This is a genomic window from Sulfitobacter sp. TCYB15, assembly GCF_040435955.1.
GTDB classification, from domain to species: Bacteria; Pseudomonadota; Alphaproteobacteria; order Rhodobacterales; family Rhodobacteraceae; genus Sulfitobacter; species Sulfitobacter pontiacus.
In genome coordinates, this window is record NZ_CP159193.1 from 2,713,798 (window position 1) to 2,732,674 (window position 18,877).

General features: G+C 63.7%; 19 protein-coding genes. 4 read left to right on the top strand and 15 right to left on the bottom strand.

All coding sequences use genetic code 11. From position 1 onward, the window contains the following. Positions 1-2: 2 nt before the first annotated feature. Genes glp through ABM428_RS13070 form a run of 4 tightly spaced genes read right to left on the bottom strand, consistent with a single transcriptional unit; the run spans position 3 to position 4,049 of the window. Positions 3-2,078: a gephyrin-like molybdotransferase Glp gene (gene glp, locus ABM428_RS13055; protein ID WP_353628005.1), complete on the bottom strand. Its 2,076-nt coding sequence runs from the start codon at positions 2,076-2,078 to the stop codon at positions 3-5. Continuing rightward, on the bottom strand, positions 2,075-2,566 hold the full coding sequence (mobB, locus tag ABM428_RS13060) for a molybdopterin-guanine dinucleotide biosynthesis protein B (RefSeq protein WP_005849624.1): 492 nt from the start codon (positions 2,564-2,566) through the stop codon (positions 2,075-2,077). Before mobB ends, glp begins: the two co-directional genes overlap by 4 nt. Further along, the gene (mobA, locus tag ABM428_RS13065) at positions 2,563-3,165 is read right to left on the bottom strand and encodes a molybdenum cofactor guanylyltransferase MobA (RefSeq protein ID WP_132997775.1); all 603 of its coding nucleotides are present in this window, start codon (positions 3,163-3,165) and stop codon (positions 2,563-2,565) included. The genes mobB and mobA overlap by 4 nt, the downstream gene beginning before the upstream one ends. After that, the gene (locus ABM428_RS13070) at positions 3,162-4,049 is read right to left on the bottom strand and encodes a formate dehydrogenase accessory sulfurtransferase FdhD (protein ID WP_132997776.1); all 888 of its coding nucleotides are present in this window, start codon (positions 4,047-4,049) and stop codon (positions 3,162-3,164) included. Before ABM428_RS13070 ends, mobA begins: the two co-directional genes overlap by 4 nt. A gap of 48 nt (positions 4,050-4,097) precedes the next feature. Here ABM428_RS13070 and ABM428_RS13075 point away from each other — a divergent pair, with 48 nt between their 5' ends. Together ABM428_RS13075 and ABM428_RS13080 are read left to right on the top strand one after the other, a co-directional pair. Then, entirely contained in the window at positions 4,098-4,832 is a 735-nt protein-coding gene (locus tag ABM428_RS13075) for an AzlC family ABC transporter permease (RefSeq protein WP_005849629.1), read from the top strand. Continuing rightward, a complete protein-coding gene (locus ABM428_RS13080) occupies positions 4,832-5,164 on the top strand; it encodes an AzlD domain-containing protein (protein WP_009825231.1) in 333 nt (110 codons plus the stop codon). Before ABM428_RS13075 ends, ABM428_RS13080 begins: the two co-directional genes overlap by 1 nt. On the opposite strand, the gene ABM428_RS13085 is transcribed toward ABM428_RS13080, so the two are convergent. From ABM428_RS13085 to ABM428_RS13105, 5 genes are all read right to left on the bottom strand, one after another. Then, complete coding sequence (locus ABM428_RS13085; protein WP_132997777.1) at positions 5,153-5,755, bottom strand: hypothetical protein; 603 nt, start codon at positions 5,753-5,755, stop codon at positions 5,153-5,155. The two genes, ABM428_RS13080 and ABM428_RS13085, sit on opposite strands and share 12 nt — an antisense overlap. Positions 5,756-5,786: 31 nt before the next feature. Then, the gene (locus ABM428_RS13090) at positions 5,787-5,921 is read right to left on the bottom strand and encodes an aa3-type cytochrome c oxidase subunit IV (protein ID WP_005849635.1); all 135 of its coding nucleotides are present in this window, start codon (positions 5,919-5,921) and stop codon (positions 5,787-5,789) included. A gap of 89 nt (positions 5,922-6,010) precedes the next feature. After that, complete coding sequence (locus ABM428_RS13095) at positions 6,011-6,496, bottom strand: DUF6173 family protein (RefSeq protein WP_005849637.1); 486 nt, start codon at positions 6,494-6,496, stop codon at positions 6,011-6,013. A 3-nt stretch (positions 6,497-6,499) separates the two neighbouring features. Beyond that, complete coding sequence (locus ABM428_RS13100) at positions 6,500-7,549, bottom strand: MBL fold metallo-hydrolase (protein WP_005849639.1); 1,050 nt, start codon at positions 7,547-7,549, stop codon at positions 6,500-6,502. Further along, positions 7,549-9,264, bottom strand: coding sequence for an acyl-CoA dehydrogenase (locus ABM428_RS13105; protein ID WP_037966042.1), 1,716 nt, complete (start codon positions 9,262-9,264; stop codon positions 7,549-7,551). Before ABM428_RS13105 ends, ABM428_RS13100 begins: the two co-directional genes overlap by 1 nt. Positions 9,265-9,416: 152 nt before the next feature. On the opposite strand from ABM428_RS13105, the gene ABM428_RS13110 reads away from it, so the two are divergent. Beyond that, positions 9,417-10,361: an L-threonylcarbamoyladenylate synthase gene (locus tag ABM428_RS13110; RefSeq protein ID WP_353628006.1), complete on the top strand. Its 945-nt coding sequence runs from the start codon at positions 9,417-9,419 to the stop codon at positions 10,359-10,361. A gap of 27 nt (positions 10,362-10,388) precedes the next feature. Here ABM428_RS13110 and ABM428_RS13115 read toward each other — a convergent pair whose 3' ends face one another. Then, entirely contained in the window at positions 10,389-10,949 is a 561-nt protein-coding gene (locus tag ABM428_RS13115; protein ID WP_005849645.1) for a YqgE/AlgH family protein, read from the bottom strand. 129 nt (positions 10,950-11,078) lie between these two features. Here ABM428_RS13115 and ABM428_RS13120 point away from each other — a divergent pair, with 129 nt between their 5' ends. Then, on the top strand, positions 11,079-11,876 hold the full coding sequence (locus tag ABM428_RS13120; protein WP_235602558.1) for a protein-disulfide reductase DsbD domain-containing protein: 798 nt from the start codon (positions 11,079-11,081) through the stop codon (positions 11,874-11,876). On the opposite strand, the gene ABM428_RS13125 is transcribed toward ABM428_RS13120, so the two are convergent. From ABM428_RS13125 to ABM428_RS13145, 5 genes are all read right to left on the bottom strand, one after another. Further along, positions 11,877-15,278, bottom strand: a complete 3,402-nt coding sequence (locus tag ABM428_RS13125) for an efflux RND transporter permease subunit (protein ID WP_353628007.1) — start codon at positions 15,276-15,278, stop codon at positions 11,877-11,879. 4 nt (positions 15,279-15,282) lie between these two features. Further along, positions 15,283-16,743, bottom strand: coding sequence for an efflux RND transporter periplasmic adaptor subunit (locus tag ABM428_RS13130; RefSeq protein ID WP_304950118.1), 1,461 nt, complete (start codon positions 16,741-16,743; stop codon positions 15,283-15,285). Between the two features lie 142 nt (positions 16,744-16,885). Continuing rightward, the gene (gene moaB, locus ABM428_RS13135) at positions 16,886-17,428 is read right to left on the bottom strand and encodes a molybdenum cofactor biosynthesis protein B (RefSeq protein ID WP_353628008.1); all 543 of its coding nucleotides are present in this window, start codon (positions 17,426-17,428) and stop codon (positions 16,886-16,888) included. Next, entirely contained in the window at positions 17,425-18,033 is a 609-nt protein-coding gene (locus ABM428_RS13140; RefSeq protein ID WP_009825242.1) for a LysE family translocator, read from the bottom strand. Before ABM428_RS13140 ends, moaB begins: the two co-directional genes overlap by 4 nt. After that, positions 18,026-18,799, bottom strand: a complete 774-nt coding sequence (locus tag ABM428_RS13145; RefSeq protein ID WP_353628009.1) for a uracil-DNA glycosylase — start codon at positions 18,797-18,799, stop codon at positions 18,026-18,028. Before ABM428_RS13145 ends, ABM428_RS13140 begins: the two co-directional genes overlap by 8 nt. Between the last annotated feature and the right edge of the window lie 78 nt (positions 18,800-18,877).

Genomic DNA, 18,877 nt, shown 5'->3' on the forward strand with positions numbered 1-18,877 from the left:
GGTCAGGTGACCCCGAAAGACCCATAGGGAATATAGCGCACCAGATCGCCCGGCTGGATGTCGGCCGCGGCGTCCGGGAGTTCCACCAATCCTTCGGCCCAAGCCAGCCCGCTGATCCGCCCCGACCCTTCAGAGGCAAAGACCTGCACCCGCCCGTCGCGCATCCGCGCGCGCAGATACTCGCGCCGCCCCGGTTTCTTGCGTTTGCTGAAATCTGCGGGCACGTCGAACCCCTGCGGTTCAGGCCAGTCCTGCCCCGCCAGCCGCGCCAACGCAGGGCGCGCGAAAATCAGGGTGCAGACCATAGCCGCCACGGGGTTGCCCGGCAGACCAAAAACCGGCGCGCCTTGCCACATGCCAAGCGCTAAGGGCCGCCCCGGTTTGACCGCGATGCGCCACAGGTCAAGCGCCCCTGCCTCGGACAAAAGGGCCGACACGTGGTCTTCATCCCCCGCCGACGCACCACCGCTGGTCAGGATCGCGTCGACACGTCCCTGCGTCTCATCCAGCCGCCTGCGCAAAGCTGCGCGATCGTCACCCACATGCCCCAGATCCACGCCCTGATGGCCGAACTGCGATACCAACCCCAGCAACATCGGACGGTTCGCATCGAATATCTGCCCGTCGGCCGCGGTTTGACCGGCCTCGACGATCTCGTCCCCTGTCGATAGCACGCCAACGCGCAACGGCCGATGGGTCGACACAGACGCCGTCCCCGTGGCCGCGAGCAAGGCGATATCCGCCGCTGTGATCCGTCGTCCCGCACGCAGGGTCACGGCACCCGCTGTCACGTCCTCCCCCGCTTTGCGGGTATTGGCACCCTGTTTCACCGGACCGTTAAACCGCAGTGTGCGCCCATCGATGGTCACGTCTTCTTGTAGCACCACGGTATCGACGCCTTCTGGCAGCGCGGCCCCCGTCAGCACGCGCATCGCCTGCCCTTCGGCAAGCGCCCCCGGCGCGTCGCCTGCCGCCGCGCGTCCCTCGGCCAGCGGCATCACATGGGCCCCGGCCGCGCGCCCGCCGGCAAAGCCATAGCCATCAACAGCCGTATTGGGCAGCGGCGGATTGGCGCGGCGTGCCAGCACATCCGCTGCGGCGATGCGCCCCAAGGCAGCAGCCAAAGGCACGTCTTCGACAGGGGTCACCGGATGCAGCCGTGCCCGCAGCTGCGCCAGCGCCTCGTCCACCGGCGTCCAATGCACGCCCGGCGGCAGGGCAAAACAGTCGTTGCGCAGCGGTGGCGGGGCCTTGAGCAGATGTTCGAACCCCAGACCGAAAATCCAACCCTCCTCCGCTGCCTCGACATCCAGCATCTGCGCCAGATCGGCGGCGGTGACGGCGGCCAGCTGCCGCGCAAGCTCCTGCACCTGCCACGCATCCTTGACCCTGTTGTCAGGGGCGGGCCCCACGGTGAGCGACGGCCATATCTCGGCAAAGACCACCTGCGCATCCAACCTTTCAAACGGCCAGACCGCAACATGATCGGCAAAACGAGCACGCAGGCGTGACAGCACAGGCAGCCCCATGACCACCTGCGACCCGACAGCCCCTGCCCCCGCCATTTGCCAGCAGGTGAAACTGCCCTTGGCACGCTGTTCCGCCGCGCGCTTGTCGGGGAACGGGTTGGCGTAGCCTGCTTTGGTGCGCGGCAGCCCTGCGATATCGCGGTTGGGCAGACCGTTGGCCCAGAAAGGGCCGCTGCCATCGCCCAGACCCAGATTGATCTCTGCCACCAGATCGAAACGGTTGTTACGGTCTGGCGCGTCTTCGACCCGCGCCTCGAACCACTCCCACAGGGCGAAGGGATCCTCGCTGCCCGTCAGGGCCTCGGCAAAACCGCTGGGGTAGGCAAAGGGGAAATCGAATCCGATGAACAGGCGGCGATCCTGCGCCAGCTCTGCTTCGATCAACGCGGCGATCCAAGCCTCTGCCTCGGACCGGTTGCGCAGATAGACAGGCGGGTCCGAGATGCCTCCCCGCGACACCCCTGCCCAAATCGCATCTTTGCGCGGGGTTGGTCCGGTGTCATTACCGCCGGACCAATCGACCACAACAAACGTGTCGAAATGGCTCACAAGCCCACCTCGGCCAGAATGAAATCGGCGATGGTGCTGGTATCATTCAGATCGAACACGGGGCGATCCAACGTCATGGGGGTGTCGCTGGCAATCGCCTTGATCGTCGGATCCTCCGGCGCGATCAGCGCGTTGCCGGTTTCGGCCCGATGCGCTTCGACCTTGGCGTGACCGTCGCGCTTGTAGCCTTCGACCAGCACCAGATCGACGGGCGCAAGCTTGGCCAGCAGCGCGTCGAGCGTCGGTTCATCCTCGCCCTGCAGCTCATGCATGAGGGCAAAGCGGTTGCGCGAGGCCAACAGCACCTCGCGCGCGCCAGCGACACGGTGGCGGTGGCTGTCCTTGCCCGGATGATCCACATCAAAACTGTGGTGCGCATGTTTCACGGTAGACACTGAAAACCCGCGGCCCGTGATTTCGGTCACGAGGCGTTCCATCAGCCCCGTTTTGCCTGCGTTTTTCCAGCCGACAACGCCGTAAACTCTCATATCATCTCCTGTGCGCGGGCCAGATCTTGGGGGGTGTTGATGTTAAAGAACGCGTCCTCATGGGGGAACAGCGCTTCGCGACCCTCATGGGTTTGGGTCCACATTACGACCTTGCGCAGCCCCCCTTGCAAGGCGTCGCGCAGATCGTCGCGCAGTGCCACGGGCCAGAGGCCAAAGGTCGGATGCCGCGCGGTGCCGCGTTTGGCATCCGGCGTGGCGGCAAGCACCAGCGGATGGGTCATCCCCTCGCTTGCCAGCAACAGCTGCGGCACCAGATCACCGGGGAAGAACGGCGTGTCTGCCGCCGCCGTGACGATGGTATCCGCGCCTTGTTCAGCGGCCCAATCCAGTCCGGCCAGCACGCCCGCAAGGGGACCGGCGAACCCGTCGATACTATCGGGCAACACCGGCAGCTTCAGCCCCGCAAACCGCGCGGCATCACCATTGGCATTCAACGCGACGCGATCCACCTGCGGGGTCAGCCGTTCAATCACATGACCCAGCACGCTTTGACCGCCAAGCTGCAACAGCCCCTTGTCGCCGCCGCCCATCCGCGTCGCCTGCCCACCGGCAAGGATCACCCCAAGTGGCTGTTTCATGCGCTGCCCTTTCGCCCAGATCGTTTCGGTTCATCCGCGATTCCGTCGGGGTCCGCGTCACGGATCAGACGGTCCTCGCCCGCCAGACACATAAAGCGTTTGCCCTTCATCCGGCCGATCAGCGTCAGCCCGACCTGCTGCGCGATCTCTACCCCCCAGGCGGTAAAGCCGGAGCGTGAGACCAGCGCGGGGATGCCCATCATCGCGGTCTTGATCACCATCTCGGACGTTAGCCGCCCCGTGGTATAGAGGATCTTATCCTCGGCCGAGACCTTTTCAGAAAGCATCCAGCCCGCGATCTTGTCGACCGCGTTGTGACGACCCACGTCTTCCATATAGACCAGCGGGCGATTGCCCTGACATAGCACCGTGCCGTGAATCGCCCCGGCTTCCAGGTACAGGCTCGGCGTGCGGTTGATCTGCGCGCTAAGGTCATACAGCCACGAGGTCCGCAGCGGGGTCGTGGGCAGGATCACGCCCTCCAGCCCCTCCATCATATCGCCGAAAACCGTACCGACCGCACAGCCGGAGGTACGGGTCTTTTTGCGCATCTTGTCTTCGTAATCGGTTTTGCGGGCGGTGCGGACCACGACGACCTCAAGCTCTTCGTCATAGTCGACGCCAGTGATATCCTCACCGTCGCGCAGCATGCCCTGATTGCGCAAGAACCCAAGCGCGAGGTATTCGGGGTAATCGCCGATCGTCATCGCGGTGACGATTTCCTGCGCGTTCAGATAGATCGTCAGCGGGCGTTCCTCGACCACATTGATCGTTGTTTCTGCCCCTGTTTGGTCGCGCCCGGTCACAGCACGGGTCAGCCGCGGCAAACCCGGTTGCGGTGCGATCAAATAAGCATCGGTGTCTGTCTTGACGGACAATTGCATCCCCCCAAAGCGGCAGTTAAGCATGTCCCGGCAATCTAGGGGGAACGCATGGCCATCACCACCACGAAATCGGCCTTTCGAAAAGGTCTTGCCGACGCCGCACCCTTTGTTCTGGTGATCATTCCCTTTGCGTCGCTGTTTGGCATCCTCGCCACCGAGGCGGGATTGAACGTATTTGAAACGCTCGCCTTTTCGGTTGTGGTCATTGCGGGGGCAGCACAGTTCACGGCGTTGCAACTGATGCAGGAACATGCCCCGACGGCGATCGTGCTGGCCTCTGCGCTGGCGGTGAACCTGCGGATGGCGATGTATTCCGCGTCGCTGACCCCTTACATCGGCTCCGCCCCGCTGTGGCAGCGCGCGCTGGCGGCTTATCTAACGGTCGATCAATCCTATGTCTGCGCGATGGCGCAGTACGAAAAACAGCCCGATATGACGATTCCGCAGCGGATGGCGTATTTCTTTGGCTGTGTGACCCCGATTGTGCCGCTGTGGTATTTGTTCACGCTGGTGGGGGCGATGGTGGGCGCACAGATCCCCGAAAGCTGGGCGCTGGACTTTGCGCTGCCGATCACCTTTCTGGCCATGATCGCGCCGATGTTCCGCACGCCGGCCCATGTGGTCGCGGCGCTGGTCGCCTCTGTCGCGGGGCTGCTGACGGCGGGTGTGCCCTATTCGCTGGGGCTGATCATCGCGGGGCTTGCGGGGATGATGGCCGGTGCGCAGACAGAGCTTTGGCTGGAACGGCGCCAGCCCCAACACCCTGAACAGGACGCGGTATAATGGATCATATCAACACCGGCACACTTTGGTTCGTGATCATCGCCCTTGGCATCGGCAGCTTCGGGCTGCGCTTTGTCTTTACCGGATTGGTTGGCGACCGCGAGATGCCCGCATGGCTGCTGCGGCACCTGCGCTACACGGCGGTGGCGATCCTGCCCGCGCTGGTGGCCCCGCAGGTGATCTGGCCCGCAGCCACGGACGGGCAGCTTGATCTGCCGCGCATGGCGGCAGCGGCTGCGGCCCTGACAATCGGAGTGATCACCAAAAACGTGCTGCTCGCCATCATCAGCGGTGCAGCAACGCTTTACAGTCTGCTTTGGTTACTGGGCTAGAAGCGACGCCTGCACCGCGTCGATCACATCGCCATCGTCATTCTCGTAGTATTGTGTCGTCGTGACACCGGGCAAGCTGGCGAACTGTTCGCTGAGCTTGGCCGGATAGAAGGTCTTGGAGATGCTTTCGAACCCTTGGACCTGCGACAGAATGCCCGAGGTCGCATTGGCGCAGAACGCCCCTGCTACCGTGCCGTTCGACATCACAAGCTGCAAGATCTGTTCCGCCTGCGCGTCCGTCACCTGAAGTTCCTGGCTGACAACATGGTAGGTGCTGCGTGCGTGCGAGGATTTGTAGCCTTGAATCCACTTGGGCGTCATACCGTAAAGCACGTCGCCGCGTTCGATCACGCGCGGATCGCGGAAGGAACCGGCGGGGTCAAAGATCACCTGCTGCGAGCCATTGACCACCAGCGCCGTATGGCCGCCGCTGCCGGTGCGGTTGTTGATCATCGTCATCAACGTGATGGATCGTGGCCCCGGTGCCACATAGGCGGCCGCCGCGACTTCTGCCGGTGTGTTATCAATCCCGGTATCATTCGCACAGGCCGCAAGCAGCCCGACGCAGGCCAAAGCCATCCAAACACGCATAGAAATATCCTGTCGGTTAGGTTTGCCCGCCTTAGCGCGCGAAGATCGCCATAAAGACCAGAATGGCAATAATCACGATGCACGACCATTTGACGAAGTTCATGAAGCTGTCAAAAGTCTTCTCGTGCGTGCTGGTGTCCATCGAGCCGTGTTCATGTTTGGCCATTTGCGCGATCCTTGTCTTAACGTGCGTATGATTTGAACTGGGGAATACTGTATTCATCTGCCTATGTCACGGCATCAAAATGCGCGGGATCAGGTGTTTTCGCCTGTCTGTGCCGGCTCTTGCGTTTCAAGGTCTTGCGCCAAGCGGAAACCGATACGATTCGCGGGGGCTTCCTGCACCGCTTTGGGCAGCGCACGCAGGGCGACATTCAACTGGGTGACATGCTGCACCAGCTGCATCCGTGCCCCGGCGTTGTCCTTGCCGTAAAAGGTCACGATGTCCGGATCGAAATAGCCCATACCCTCGATCCGCAGCACACCGGCGTCACCGCCTGCGAACCCCATCGCGACCTCGTGATCGCCATCCAGCTGCTCTTCGAAATTTCTAAGGTAAAGCACGACCCGCTCGTAGGCCCATTGCGCTGGTGATTTCTGCGCGGCGGGTTTTTGGGTCATCCCCTTGGGCACCGGCTGGTCAGAGGCATTGCGTCTGTCGGGGTCCGAATGCACCTCGTAGAGGCGCGGCAGCGCGTCGGCCTCGATCGCCTCGGCCGCTGTCTTGATCTCATTATCCATCGGTCAGCCCTTTGATTGATACACCCAAGCCCCGTCCAGCGCCCGCAAGCTGCGTGTGGCACGGCCCGTTTGGTAAAGATGGCTGAGATGGGCGACCGCTTCAACCAGCGCCAGACCGTATTCGCCTTCGCCGATGTTGCGCTTGAACAGGGTCGAGAAACATTCAGACGCCGATTTCGGCTCTGCAATCGCCTTTTCCAGACGGCGCAGGGCGCTGTGGTGATTCTCGATCAACTGGCGCATGCGGGTGGGCAGACCGGTGAAGGGCAGCTTGTGCCCGCCAAGCACCAGATGATCCTCGCGCGCCAGCAATGACAGACGGTCACAGGCCTCGATCCATTCGCCGATGGGGTCGGCCATGGGTTCGGTGGCATAGACGCCGACGTTAGGGCTGATGGACGACAGGATCTGATCGCCTGCAATCACCAGATTGTCATCACGGCTCCAGAAGGTGGCGTGTTCGGGGGCGTGGCCATTGCCCATATGCACGTCAAACACACGCCCCCCGATGGTGATCTCGTCGCCCTGTTTGATCCGCGTAAAGCCAAGCGGCAGAGGCGAGACGATGTCGGCAAAGTTGAACGGCCGCTCGGAGGCGCGTTTCTCGTACAGCGCGGCATCCATCCCCGAAAGTTTGTAGAAAGCCAGCGTCTCGGCTGGCGGTGCTTCTTGCGGGTCAAGGGTCAGCATCCGCGCGGTCAACCACGCGGTGCGCGTCGTCACCAGCTCTGCCCCGTGTTCGGTCTGGAACCAGCCCGCCAACCCGATGTGATCGGGGTGGTGGTGGGTCACGATCACCCGCGACACCGGCTTGCCGCCCAAGGGCCCCGCGATCAGATCCGTCCACAGCGCCTTGGACTTTTTCGACGCGAACCCCGTGTCGATGATCGTCCAGCTGTCGCCTTCGTCAAAGGCATAGACGTTGACGTGATCCAGCTTCATCGGCAGCGGCAGACGCAACCAAAGCACGCCGGGGGCGACCTCTATCGCCGCATCATGGGCGGGCGGCGTCTCCCAGGGGAAACGCAAACCGGTGGGTGCGGTATCAGGCATCAGGCGGCCAGTTCGTCAGCAGAAAGCGCGAAAAGATCAGCCTCGCCCGCTTGGGCATGGGCCAGCAGGCCAACATGTTCCGGCAGCAGACGCAGGATGTAGAAGCGCGCCAGCTTTTCGCGCGGCCCGCCCTTATCGGCCAGCGCCGCCTTGAGGTGCATATGCGCGCCAAGCACCCGTGCAAAGGCGCGCAGATACGGCACCGCTCCGGCAAAGCGCGTGTCCATGTTCGATTGCTCGGTCAGCCAGTCGGTCGCCTCGCGCAGGGTTTCCGAGGCTTGCCACAGGGCGTCCGTCATATTCGGAAAAACGTCGCGGGCGGCTTCGGCGTCTGCCTCGATCTCGTCCAGCAAACGGTTCGCGGCCTCGCCCCCGTCCATCATCTTGCGCGCGACCAGATCCATCGCCTGAATGCCATTGGTGCCTTCGTAAATGGCGGTCACCCGCACATCGCGGCTGTACTGCGCGGCACCGGTTTCTTCGATAAAGCCCATGCCACCGTGGACCTGAACGCCCATTTCAGCGACGGCCATGCCGGTGTCGGTGCCAAACGCCTTGGCGATCGGGGTGAGGAAGGCCGCGCGGGCTTTCCACTCGGCCTGACCGGTGGCGTTCGTCATGTCGATGGCCTTGGCACAGCACAGCGCGATGGCGCGGGCGGCAAAGGTTTCGGCCTTCATCGTCATCAGCATGCGGCGCACATCGGCGTGGTCCACGATGGTGCCGGTGCCGTCAGGGCGCGATGTCTTGCCCTGTTTACGGTCCAGCGCATAGGCCAGCGCGTGCTGATAGGCCGCTTCGGCGATGCCGATGCCCTGCCCGCCGACGCCAAGCCGCGCGTTGTTCATCATCGTGAACATCGCCGCCATGCCGCCCTGCTCGGGCCCGACCAGCCAGCCGGTCGCCTTGTCGTATTGCATCACGCATGTCGGAGACCCGTGAATCCCCAGCTTGTGCTCAAGGCTCACCACCTTGAGGCTATTGGCATTGCCAAGGCTGCCGTCGTCATTGGGCAGGTATTTCGGCACGAGGAATAGGCTGATGCCTTTGGTGCCCGCAGGCGCACCGGGCAGACGCGCCAGGACAAGGTGGCAGATGTTGCCGCCAAAGTCGTTGTCGCCCCAGGTGATATAGACCTTCTGACCCGAGATCGCATAGGTGCCGTCGCCATTGTCTTCGGCCTTGGTCGCCAGTGCCCCCACGTCCGACCCCGCTTGCGGTTCAGTCAGGTTCATCGTGCCGGTCCATTCGCCGCTGATCAGCTTGGGCAGGTACAGCTCCTTGATCGCGTCGCTGGCGTGATGCTCAAGCGCTTCGATCTGACCCTGGCTCATCAAGGGGGCAAGTTGCAGCGACAGGCAGGCGCCGCTCATCATTTCGTTGACGGCGGTCGTGAGGGTCATGGGCAGGCCCATGCCGCCGAATTCGGGGTCGGCGGACATGCCGATCCAGCCGCCTTCGGCCACGGCCTTGAACCCGTCCGCGAAACCGGGCGAGGTACGCACGACGCCGTTTTCAAGCTTGGCGGGGGTCTGGTCGCCGGCGCGTTGCAGCGGGGCCAGAACGTCATTGGTCATCTTACCCGCCTCTTCGAGGATCGCGCGGGTGACGTCTTCGCTGGCGTCCTCGAAGCGGTCGGTCTGACGCACAGCGTCCAGCCCTACGACATGATCAAACAGAAAGGCAAAATCTTCGACAGGGGCGCGATAGGGCATAGTTTTCCTCCATTAACGCGTTCGTCTGCTTGGCAAACCGAACAGCGACCTGATAAGCCCAAGGCGATACTCCGGGCTGTTGCGGCGAGAATGTCGCTCAAGCCTGCACACCGCAACCCAAAACGCGGCGTCATCCCCCGTGAGAGAAGCCAATGACCGAGATTCTTCCAGCCGACCCTTCCGGCATTTCCCGCGCCGCCACCCTGCTGCAGCAAGGCGCATTGGTCGCGCTGCCGACTGAAACGGTCTATGGTCTGGGGGCGGATGCGCGAAACGGGACGGCGGTGGCGGGCATCTACGAGGCCAAGGGGCGGCCCAGCTTCAACCCGCTGATCATCCATGTCGCCGATGTGGACCAAGCGCGGCGCTACGGGCGCTGGTCCGACACCGTCGAGATTTTGGCAAGCGCCTTCTGGCCCGGTCCGATGACACTCGTGCTGCCTTTGGCCGACGGGCACGGGCTATCGTCGCTGGTGACGGCGGGGCTGGACAGCGTCGGCATCCGCGTGCCCGCGCACCCCACGGCCCGCGCCATTCTGCGTGCGCTTGGCGGTCCGGTGGCGGCCCCCTCGGCCAACCCCTCGGGCAAGATCAGCGCCACGACGGCGCAACATGTTCTGTCGGGGCTGGAAGGGCGGATCGCCGCTGTGGTTGATGACGGCCCCTGCACGGTGGGCCTGGAAAGCACCATCATCGGCCTGAACCAGCCCCGCCCCACGTTGCTGCGCGCAGGCGGGCTGCCGTCGGAGGCGATAGAGGCCGCTCTTGGCGCACCGCTGGATGTGGCCGACGGGGCAGAGATTATCGCCCCCGGTCAGCTCGCCTCTCACTACGCGCCCCATGCCAGCGTGCGTCTGAACGCCCAAGCGGCGACGGATGGAGAGGTTTACCTTGGCTTTGGCGCGGCAAGCGGGAGCGGGCCGGATGACCTGACCCTATCGGCCAGTGGCGATCTGGTGGAAGCGGCGGCGCATCTGTTTGACCGGCTGCACGCGCTTGACCGGCTGCGAAAGCCGATTGCGGTGGCCCCGATCCCTGAAACCGGTCTGGGCCGTGCCATCAATGACCGTTTGCGCCGAGCGGCGGCACCGCGTTAGGGCTTTTGCCCCGCAGATCCTCGCAAGTCAGGCGCGCCCTGCTGTCGCGCTGAGCCCCAGAGGGTCCACCCCGATAGAGGTCAGCGCCGCTTCCCATTTGCGCGCATCGGGCAGATCGAAGAGGATAGCGCTATCGCCTTGGCAGGTCAGCCAACCGTTCTGGGCAATCTCAGCCTCTAGCTGGCCCGCGGCCCAACCGGCATAGCCCAGCATCAACATCGCCCGACGCGGCCCCTTGCCGCGGGCTATGTCTTCAAGGATGTCCAGCGTCGCGGTCATCGCCACCCCGTCCGCGATATCCGTCGTCTGCATCACGGACCGGTATTCGGCGCTGTGCAGGACAAAGCCGCGCTCTGTCTCGACGGGGCCGCCCACATGCACCCCCAGACCGGACACATCGTCCATGTCCACATCGCTGAGCCGGTCAAGCACATCGCCAAGCTTCAGATCAGCGGCAGGTTTATTGACGATCAACCCCATCGCGCCTTCGTCATCATGCGAGCAGATAAAGATCACCGAATGATCAAACCGAGGATCCCCCATGCCGGGCATCGCCACCAAAAGCTGGCCGGTCAGATCCATTTTCATGCTGTCGTCCTTATGCGTCATTACAATAGCATGACCTGCGCCCCTGCGGCTTTCAACCCCCGCGACTGCAACACATCATAATGCAAACGTGACTTGGCAAACCGGGGGCAGATGGCCCATGAAAGCGCCATGACCAGAAAAATTCTTGGCCTGATGGCCGCTGCCCTTATCGCCCCGCTGCCCGCTTCTGCAATGGAAGTGATCCACGGGGAAATCCTCCAAGGCTGGGTGCTGCCCGATGGCAACCGCATGGCCGCGATCCGCATGACGGTGGAGCCGGGCTGGAAGACCTACTGGCGCGCGCCCGGTGACATGGGTATCCCGCCCAGCTTCGACTGGTCCGGCTCGCGCAACCTGTCGGCGGTGGCCGTGGAATGGCCTGCGCCTACGGTGTTCCGCGAACCCAATCTGACCACCATCGGGTATAAGGATCAGGTCGTGTTGCCGCTGCGGATCAGCGTACCCGACAAAGGGGCCCCCGTCACGGTCCAGACCACCATTGATCTGGGCGTGTGCAGTGACATCTGCGTGCCCGCCTCGCTTGAGCTGAGCGGCGTGATCGACACCACCACAACCCGCGCCGATCCAGCGATTGCCGCCTCATTGGCGCAGCGCCCGTTTTCGGCGAAAGAGGCCCGTGTGAAAGACGTGACCTGCACCATCGGTATGGCAGGCGCGGACCTGACACTGGACGCCGCGATCACCCTCCCGCCCGCGGGCGGGCAAGAGCTGGTGGTGATCGAAACCGGCAACCCTGATCTCTGGGTCAGCGAGGCAGATACCACCCGCAAGGGCAACGTCCTACATGCGCGGGTGGACGTGGGTCACGTCAGCGGCGGCCCCGTGGCACTGAACCGGTCGCATATCCGCATGACGGTATTGGGCAGCAAGCAGGCCGTCGACATTGTGGGATGCAACGCGGGCTGATCACATGGCCCGTTTGCGCCGCGACAGCAGCAACGCCACCGCACCGACGATATAGCCCGCAAGCGCGATCAAAGCGGCCCCGGCCAGGAACAGCAGCAGCGCCGCGCTGCGCGGGGTCATCGCCCCGAGCTCAGGCAGCAGCTCGACCAGTGCGGTATGCAGTCCGCCCGTCACCGCGACCCACCCCAGCGTGGCCCCACCCCACAGCACCACCAGCACCCAAAGCGCCAGAATGCCGAGGCGCAGCCCCCCTGCCCGTGCCCGCATGGCCCGACGCATCGCCCGGATCTGGCGACCGATATCATGCTGCGCCGCGACCAGCGCAGGCACGACCAGCAACACCAGAAACATGCCAAAACCCAAACCATAGACCAGCGTGATCACCGTGGGCTTCAGGAACTGCGCCTGCTGGCTTTGCTCATAGAGCAGCGGCGCCATGCCAAGGACCGTTGTCAGCGTGGTCAGCATCACCGGCCGCAACCGATCCGCCGCACCATCGATGATCGACGGGATCACCCCACGGGTGGCTCCGTATTCGTCAATCGTACCCACCAGAACAATGGAATCGTTGATGATGATCCCTGTCATCCCCAACAGGCCCACGACCGTGAACATGCTCAGCGGCACCTCCCACAGGGCGTGCCCGTAGATTGTGCCGACCAGACCAAAGGGGATCACCGCCATCACCACCATGGGCCGCGTCCAACTGCCAAAAACCCAAGCGAGAACAAGGTAGATGCCCGTCAGCACAAGGATCAGACCGGTCAGCGCATCCGACAGAAACGTGCCTTCCTGCTCGCTCAACCCGCCGATGCGGAAATCCACCTGCCGTTCAGAGGCGATGCGCGGCAGGATATCCTCGCGCAGGGCCGTCGTGATCTCGCTCGCGCGGGCGGGGTCATCCTCTGATATGTCGCCCGTGACCGAAATCAGACGGATGCCATTCTCGCGCCGGACCGTGCTGAAGCCGGTGCGTCGGTCCACGCTGACGATATCGGCCAGCGGCACATATTGCCCGTCCGGCGTGCGCATCTGCGTCCGTTCAAGGAAATCCGCGGTGAGCTCTCCCTCGGGCAGTTCAACCCGGATTGTCGCCGATCGTGGACCGTCGGGATAGGTCGCCGCCTCGATCCCGCCCAGACGGTGGCGCAGCACCCGCCCCAAGGTATCAATCGTGAACCCAAGCGCCTGTCCTTGCGGCGTCAGATCAAGGATCAGCTCTTCCTTGTCGTAGGCCAGGTTATCCTGCACCGCGCTGACTTCGGGATATTGCCGCAGGGCATCTTGCAGATCCTGCGATGCGGCTTTCAACACCTGCGTGTCAGCGCCGTAGAACTGCACATCCAGCGCGTCCCCCCCGGGACCCGACCGCCAGCCGCGAAAGCTGACGGTTTCGGCAAGGGGATGATTGACCACCGCGTCTTGCAGTTCAGCGACAAAGGCGAAGCTGGAATAGGGGCGCAGATCGGCGTCGATCAGCTCGATCGAGATGCCGCCCAGCAGATCGGCGTCCTTGCTGTCGGCCCCGTCCAGACCGCGCCCCGCATTGCCCCCGATCTGCGCGATCACATAGTCGATGGGGTTGGTGCCGTATTCCTCGGCGTATTGCGCGCCCAGCGCCTCTGTCGCGCGTTGCATTTCGCGCATCATCGCCAGCGTATCGGCGCGGGTGGCCCCTTCGGCCATGGCAAAATTACCCGTCACCGACCCGCGTTCCGGCGCATTGAAGAACCGCCATTGCACGTCACCCCGGATGAACAGCGCCACCTGCGAGGCCAGCACAGCGACCACACCGGCAAGCACCACATAGCGCGCGCGGATCACCCCCGCCATGAAGGGGCGGAACAGCCGTTCGCGCACCCAGAGAAACCCGCGATTGACCACTCGGCTGGGCAGGTCATACCACCGTTGCTTGGCCCCTGCTGCCATCGCATGGGCCATATGGTTCGGCAGGATCAGAAAACATTCAACCAGTGACGCGGCCAGCACGGCAATCACTGTAAGGGGGATATCCGCGATCAGACTGCCAAAGCGCCCGCCCACGGCAAGCAGACCGAAAAAAGCAATGATCGTTGTCATCGTTGCGGCAAAGACCGGCATCGCCATCCGCCGCGCCGCATTCTCTGCCGCTTGCATGGGGGGCTCGCCCAGCTCCTTGTGGCGATAGTCCGCGTGTTCGCCCACAACGATCGCATCATCAACCACAATGCCAAGCGTGATGATCAACCCGAACAAAGAGATCATATTGATCGTGATCCCTCCCGCATACATCAGCGCAATCGCCGCGGCCATCGACGCAGGTATGCCCGCGGCCACCCAAAAGGCCGTGCGCGCATTAAGAAAGAGGAACAGCAACCCCACCACCAGTGCGAGCCCCATCAGCCCGTTATCAATCAGCAGGTCCAACCGCCCGGTGATCGCCTCCGCCCGCGTGCGGATCAGCTCTATCGTCACGCCCTTGGGCAGCATCACAGCCATATCCGCCGCGACGCTTTCGACGCTATGCTGGATACCGATGGCATCCCCCCCGTCAGAGCGGTCAATACGCACAGAGATCGCGGGATCATCCCCCACGAAATACCCTACCTCGCGGTCGGAGCCCTGCTCGATCACCCTTGCCACATCCCCGACCAGCAATGACGACCCGTCCGCATTGCTGCGCAACACGACGCGAGACAGGGCATCCGCGCTACGCTTCGCGGTGCCGGTACGCACGCGCGCATTGGCGCCTGTCACATCACCGGCGGGGTTGGCGTCCACCTCGGCCGCGATCACAGCGGCGATTTCGGCCATGGTGATGTCGTGGCGGATCAGTCTGGTCGACGGCACCTCGATCAGGGTTTGCGGCGCCGCGACCCCCTGAATGGTGCTGCGCGTTACACCCGCCGCGAACAGCCGCGTGACGAATTCATCCGCGAAACGTCCCAGCTGTTCCGCGCTGATCGGGCCGGTGATCACCACATCGGTCACACGGTCGCGCCAGATACCACGCCGGACCACCGGATCTTCGGCATCTTCTGGCAGTGTGGTAACCGAATCCACCGCCGTTTGCACATCCGTCGCGGCGCGGGCCATGTCCCAATTGGGCTCGAACTCGAGCGAGACGGTCCCGCTGCCCTCGCGCGAGGCAGCGGTGGAGCTTTCGACCCCTTCGACCGCCAGCAAGACCGGTTCAAGCACCTGAACGATGGCACTGTCCACATCGTCGGCCCCCGCCCCCTCCCAAACGGTAGTGACCGACACGCTGTCGATGATCACATCAGGAAAGAACTGCGCCCGCATATTCGGCGCAGCGGCCGCCCCGCAGACCAGCAGCACCACAAGCAGCAGGTTGGCGGCCGTCCGGTGACGGGTGAAATACGACAGGATTCCCCCTGCACGACCGGACATGCTGCGCGCCATCTCCCTAGCCTCCCATCCGGCTTTCAAGGCGTTCGATCATGCGCGCCGGCACCTGCGGCTCGGCCAGCTGCGCCAGCACGCGCGCCTTCGCCTCTTGGGGCATGCGGCTATTCCCCTCGATAAAGGCCACAAGCTTTGCGCGACGCTCCTCTGTCAGGGCGATCATGCTGGGGACATCTCCCTGCGCGGTCTCATCCGCCCCCGGACGCAACGGCTTTACCGCGATACCGGCCCCCAGCAGGGGCGACCGCGCCTCGACCACGTCGCGACCTTCGACGGGACCACGGACCAACACGTCGTCGCCCACGCGGCGCAGAACAGAGACCTGAATGCTTTCCAATCGGTTCTCCGCATCCAGCACCAAGACCGCTCCCGTGGCATCAAGGGCAGAGCTTGGCAGGCGGATCACATCGTCCAGCGCAGGTTCACGCACATGTACCGTCGTGAAGTCCCCCGGTTTGAACCCCGGTGCCTGCGTCAACGAGGCAAAGATCAGACGCCCGCTGGCCCCCTCGCCCGCAGCGGCCCCCGCGCGGGTGATCTGGCCGCGGGCCTCAAGGTCCACGCCCGCGACATCAAGGCGCGCGGTGATCTCTGCCTTGATCAACCGGCCCTGCGCATCCAGCAGCCGCGCGTATTGCGCGGTCGAGATGCGGAAGGAAATCTCAAGATCATCCGGCGCGATCAGCTCTGCCAGCCTCTCGTTCGCAGAGACCAAGCGCCCCTCGACGACCGAGGTTTCGCTCAGCGCCCCATCAAACGGCGCGGTGATCGTGGTTTCCTTTAACGCACGCTGCGCATCCTCCAACGCGATTTGAGCGTTGGACAACAAGCGTACCGCGTTATCCACGCGCGCTTCTGTCTGGGTCACCACCTGTCGACGTGCAAGAACGGCCTGTCGCGCGCTTGAGGCAGCAAGCTCTGCCGTTTCCGTCGCCGTCGCGGTGCCGACACCGCGTTCGCCCAGATCACGCTGGCGGTCAAACGCGCGGGTGCGCAGCGCGGCCTGCTCTTCGGCGGCGGCAAGCTCGTCCAGTCCCAAAGCCAGCGCGCGGTCCGCATCGCGCCCCTCTGCCTCTGCATCGCGTACGGCACTTTGCGCCCGCGCGACCTCGGCCAAAGCATCCGACCGGTCAAGGCGCACCAGAACCTGACCCGCTGTGACCTGCCCGCCCTCTTCGAATTCCGGAGCCAGCTCGACCACGCGCCCGCCCACGGCCGCACGCAACTCTAGCGTGCGGCGGCTTTGCACCGCGCCGAAACTTTGCAGCACCGGCACTTCGGTCCCAGACTGCGCACGCACCACATTGACCGAGAATACCCGCTCACGCGGGGCGCGCTCGGGCGGCGTGTCGGTCAGACGCTGCTGAACCGCCCCGCCAATGAGGTCCGCCGCAAGCACCAGAAACCCCAATGTCGCCGCTGCCAGAAACAACCCGATCATGCTTTGCCGTAGAAAACGCATCTTGCCCCGATCCTATTTCGTCCGTGCCAGCTTACCCCGCAGGCCTGCAGAACAAAATCACAGTTGTGACAGCCACGCACGGCTTATCAGGCGCATCGCAAAGCAGGGCGGGGGAATTGGATCAAATTCATCGCCCCAGCTGCTATTTCCGGCGTTGGTGTTCATCCAGACGCGGCATGATCTCAACGAAGTTGCAGGGCTTGTGCCGATAGTCGAGCTGCTTGATCAAAATCTCGTCCCACGCATCCTTGCACGCCCCCGGAGACCCGGGCAGCGCGAAGAGATACGTCCCCTGGGCGACGCCAGCGGTGGCCCGGCTTTGCACCGCCGAGGTGCCGATCTTCTGCATGGATACGATCGTGAACACTGTGCCGAATGCATCGATCTCTTTCTCGTAGATATCGCGATGTGCCTCGACTGTAACATCGCGCCCCGTCAGCCCTGTGCCCCCCGTGCTGATCACCACGTCAATCTCAGGGTCGGCACACCAGTCGCGCAACTGGTCGGCAATCTCGCCGCGCTCATCGCGGATGATGCTGCGTGCCGCGAGGAAATGCCCCGCTTCGGCGATGCGCGCGACCAATACATCGCCTGACCTGTCTTCGGCCAAACCGCGGGTATCGGATACCGTCAGCACCGCGATACGCACGGGGATAAAGTCAATCGTCTCGTCAATCCGGCTCATGTCCGCTCCAATACTGCAAGGCGTGCGGCGAGGGCCACGAAAATACCGCTGCTGATCCAGCGCAGCGCCTGCCCGCCCCCCACCATCCGGCGGCCGAGGCCACTGGCAAACACACCGACCAAGGCGTTGATGATCAACCCGCCAAGCGACAGTACGGACCCCAGCATCAGAAACTGCAGCAAAACCGGCCCCGCTTCTGGCACAACGAACTGCGGGACAAAGGCCAGCACGAAAAGGATCACCTTGGGGTTCGTCAGGTTCACGATCAAACCGCTGCGAAACGCGGATTTCGGCGCAGGCACGGGTGTTGCGGCCGCGCCGCTGCTACGCCAGGTCTGCACGGCCAGCCACAAAAGATAGCCAACCCCGATCCAGCGGATCACATCAAACGCCCACGGCAGCGCCGCCACCACCGCACCAAGGCCAAGCCCCGCCAAGGTCACATGCACCATACCGCCAAGGGCGACCCCCGCACTGGCCGCAACCGAGGCGCGCGGACCAAAGCGCATGCCCTGCCCCAGACAAAACATCATATCCGCACCCGGTGTCAGGTTCAGCGCCAGGGCGGCGGGCACAAAGGCCAGCAATGTGAGGGGATCAACCATGCGTCAATTTCGCCTTCAGTGAGAGTAAATCGGCCCAGGCCTCGCGTTTGAACTCGGGGCTGCGCAGCAGATAGGCGGGGTGGAACATGGGCAACGCGGGCAACCCCTCGGCTTGCGTCCACTGACCGCGCAAGCGGGTGATGCCGCGTTTGCCCAGCAACGCCTGCGCGGACCAATTGCCAACGATGACCAATACCTCGGGCTTGGCCAAAGCGATATGCCGCGCCAGAAACGGTTTCATCATCGCGATTTCGTCCGGCTTCGGGTCGCGGTTCTGCGGCGGCCGCCAGGGCAAGACATTGGTGATATAGACAGGCGACGTCTGATGATGACGCCCCATGTCGATGGCCGCGAGCATCTTGTCCAGCAACACGCCAGCACGCCCGACAAAGGGGCGGCCCTCGCGGTCTTCGTGTCGTCCCGGAGCCTCGCCCACGATCATCACCCGGGCCCCCGGCGTCCCGTCCGAGAAAACCATTTTGCGCGCGCCGCGTTTCAGCTCGCAATGCTCGAAGGCGGCCATGGCGGCACGCAATTCATCCAGCGTCGCAGCCCCAGCCGCGGCCTGAGTCGCCTCTGCCACCACGTCCGGCCCTTGGGCGGCCAAAGGCACCGGTCCGCTCTTGCCCTTTTGCGCCTTCGGCTTCTCGACCGCGGCGGGCACCTCGTAGCGGTTCACCGGCGCATCGCAAATCGCCTCGGTCGCGCCAAGTTCGATCTGCCAATGCAAAAGCGCAAGCGCCTGATGATAATCCACTGATTCCATGCGCCCAACTTACGCGCTGGTGTCGGCAATAAAAATGCCAACTTCCAAATGGTCTTAAATCCAACGCGGCCCCCACGG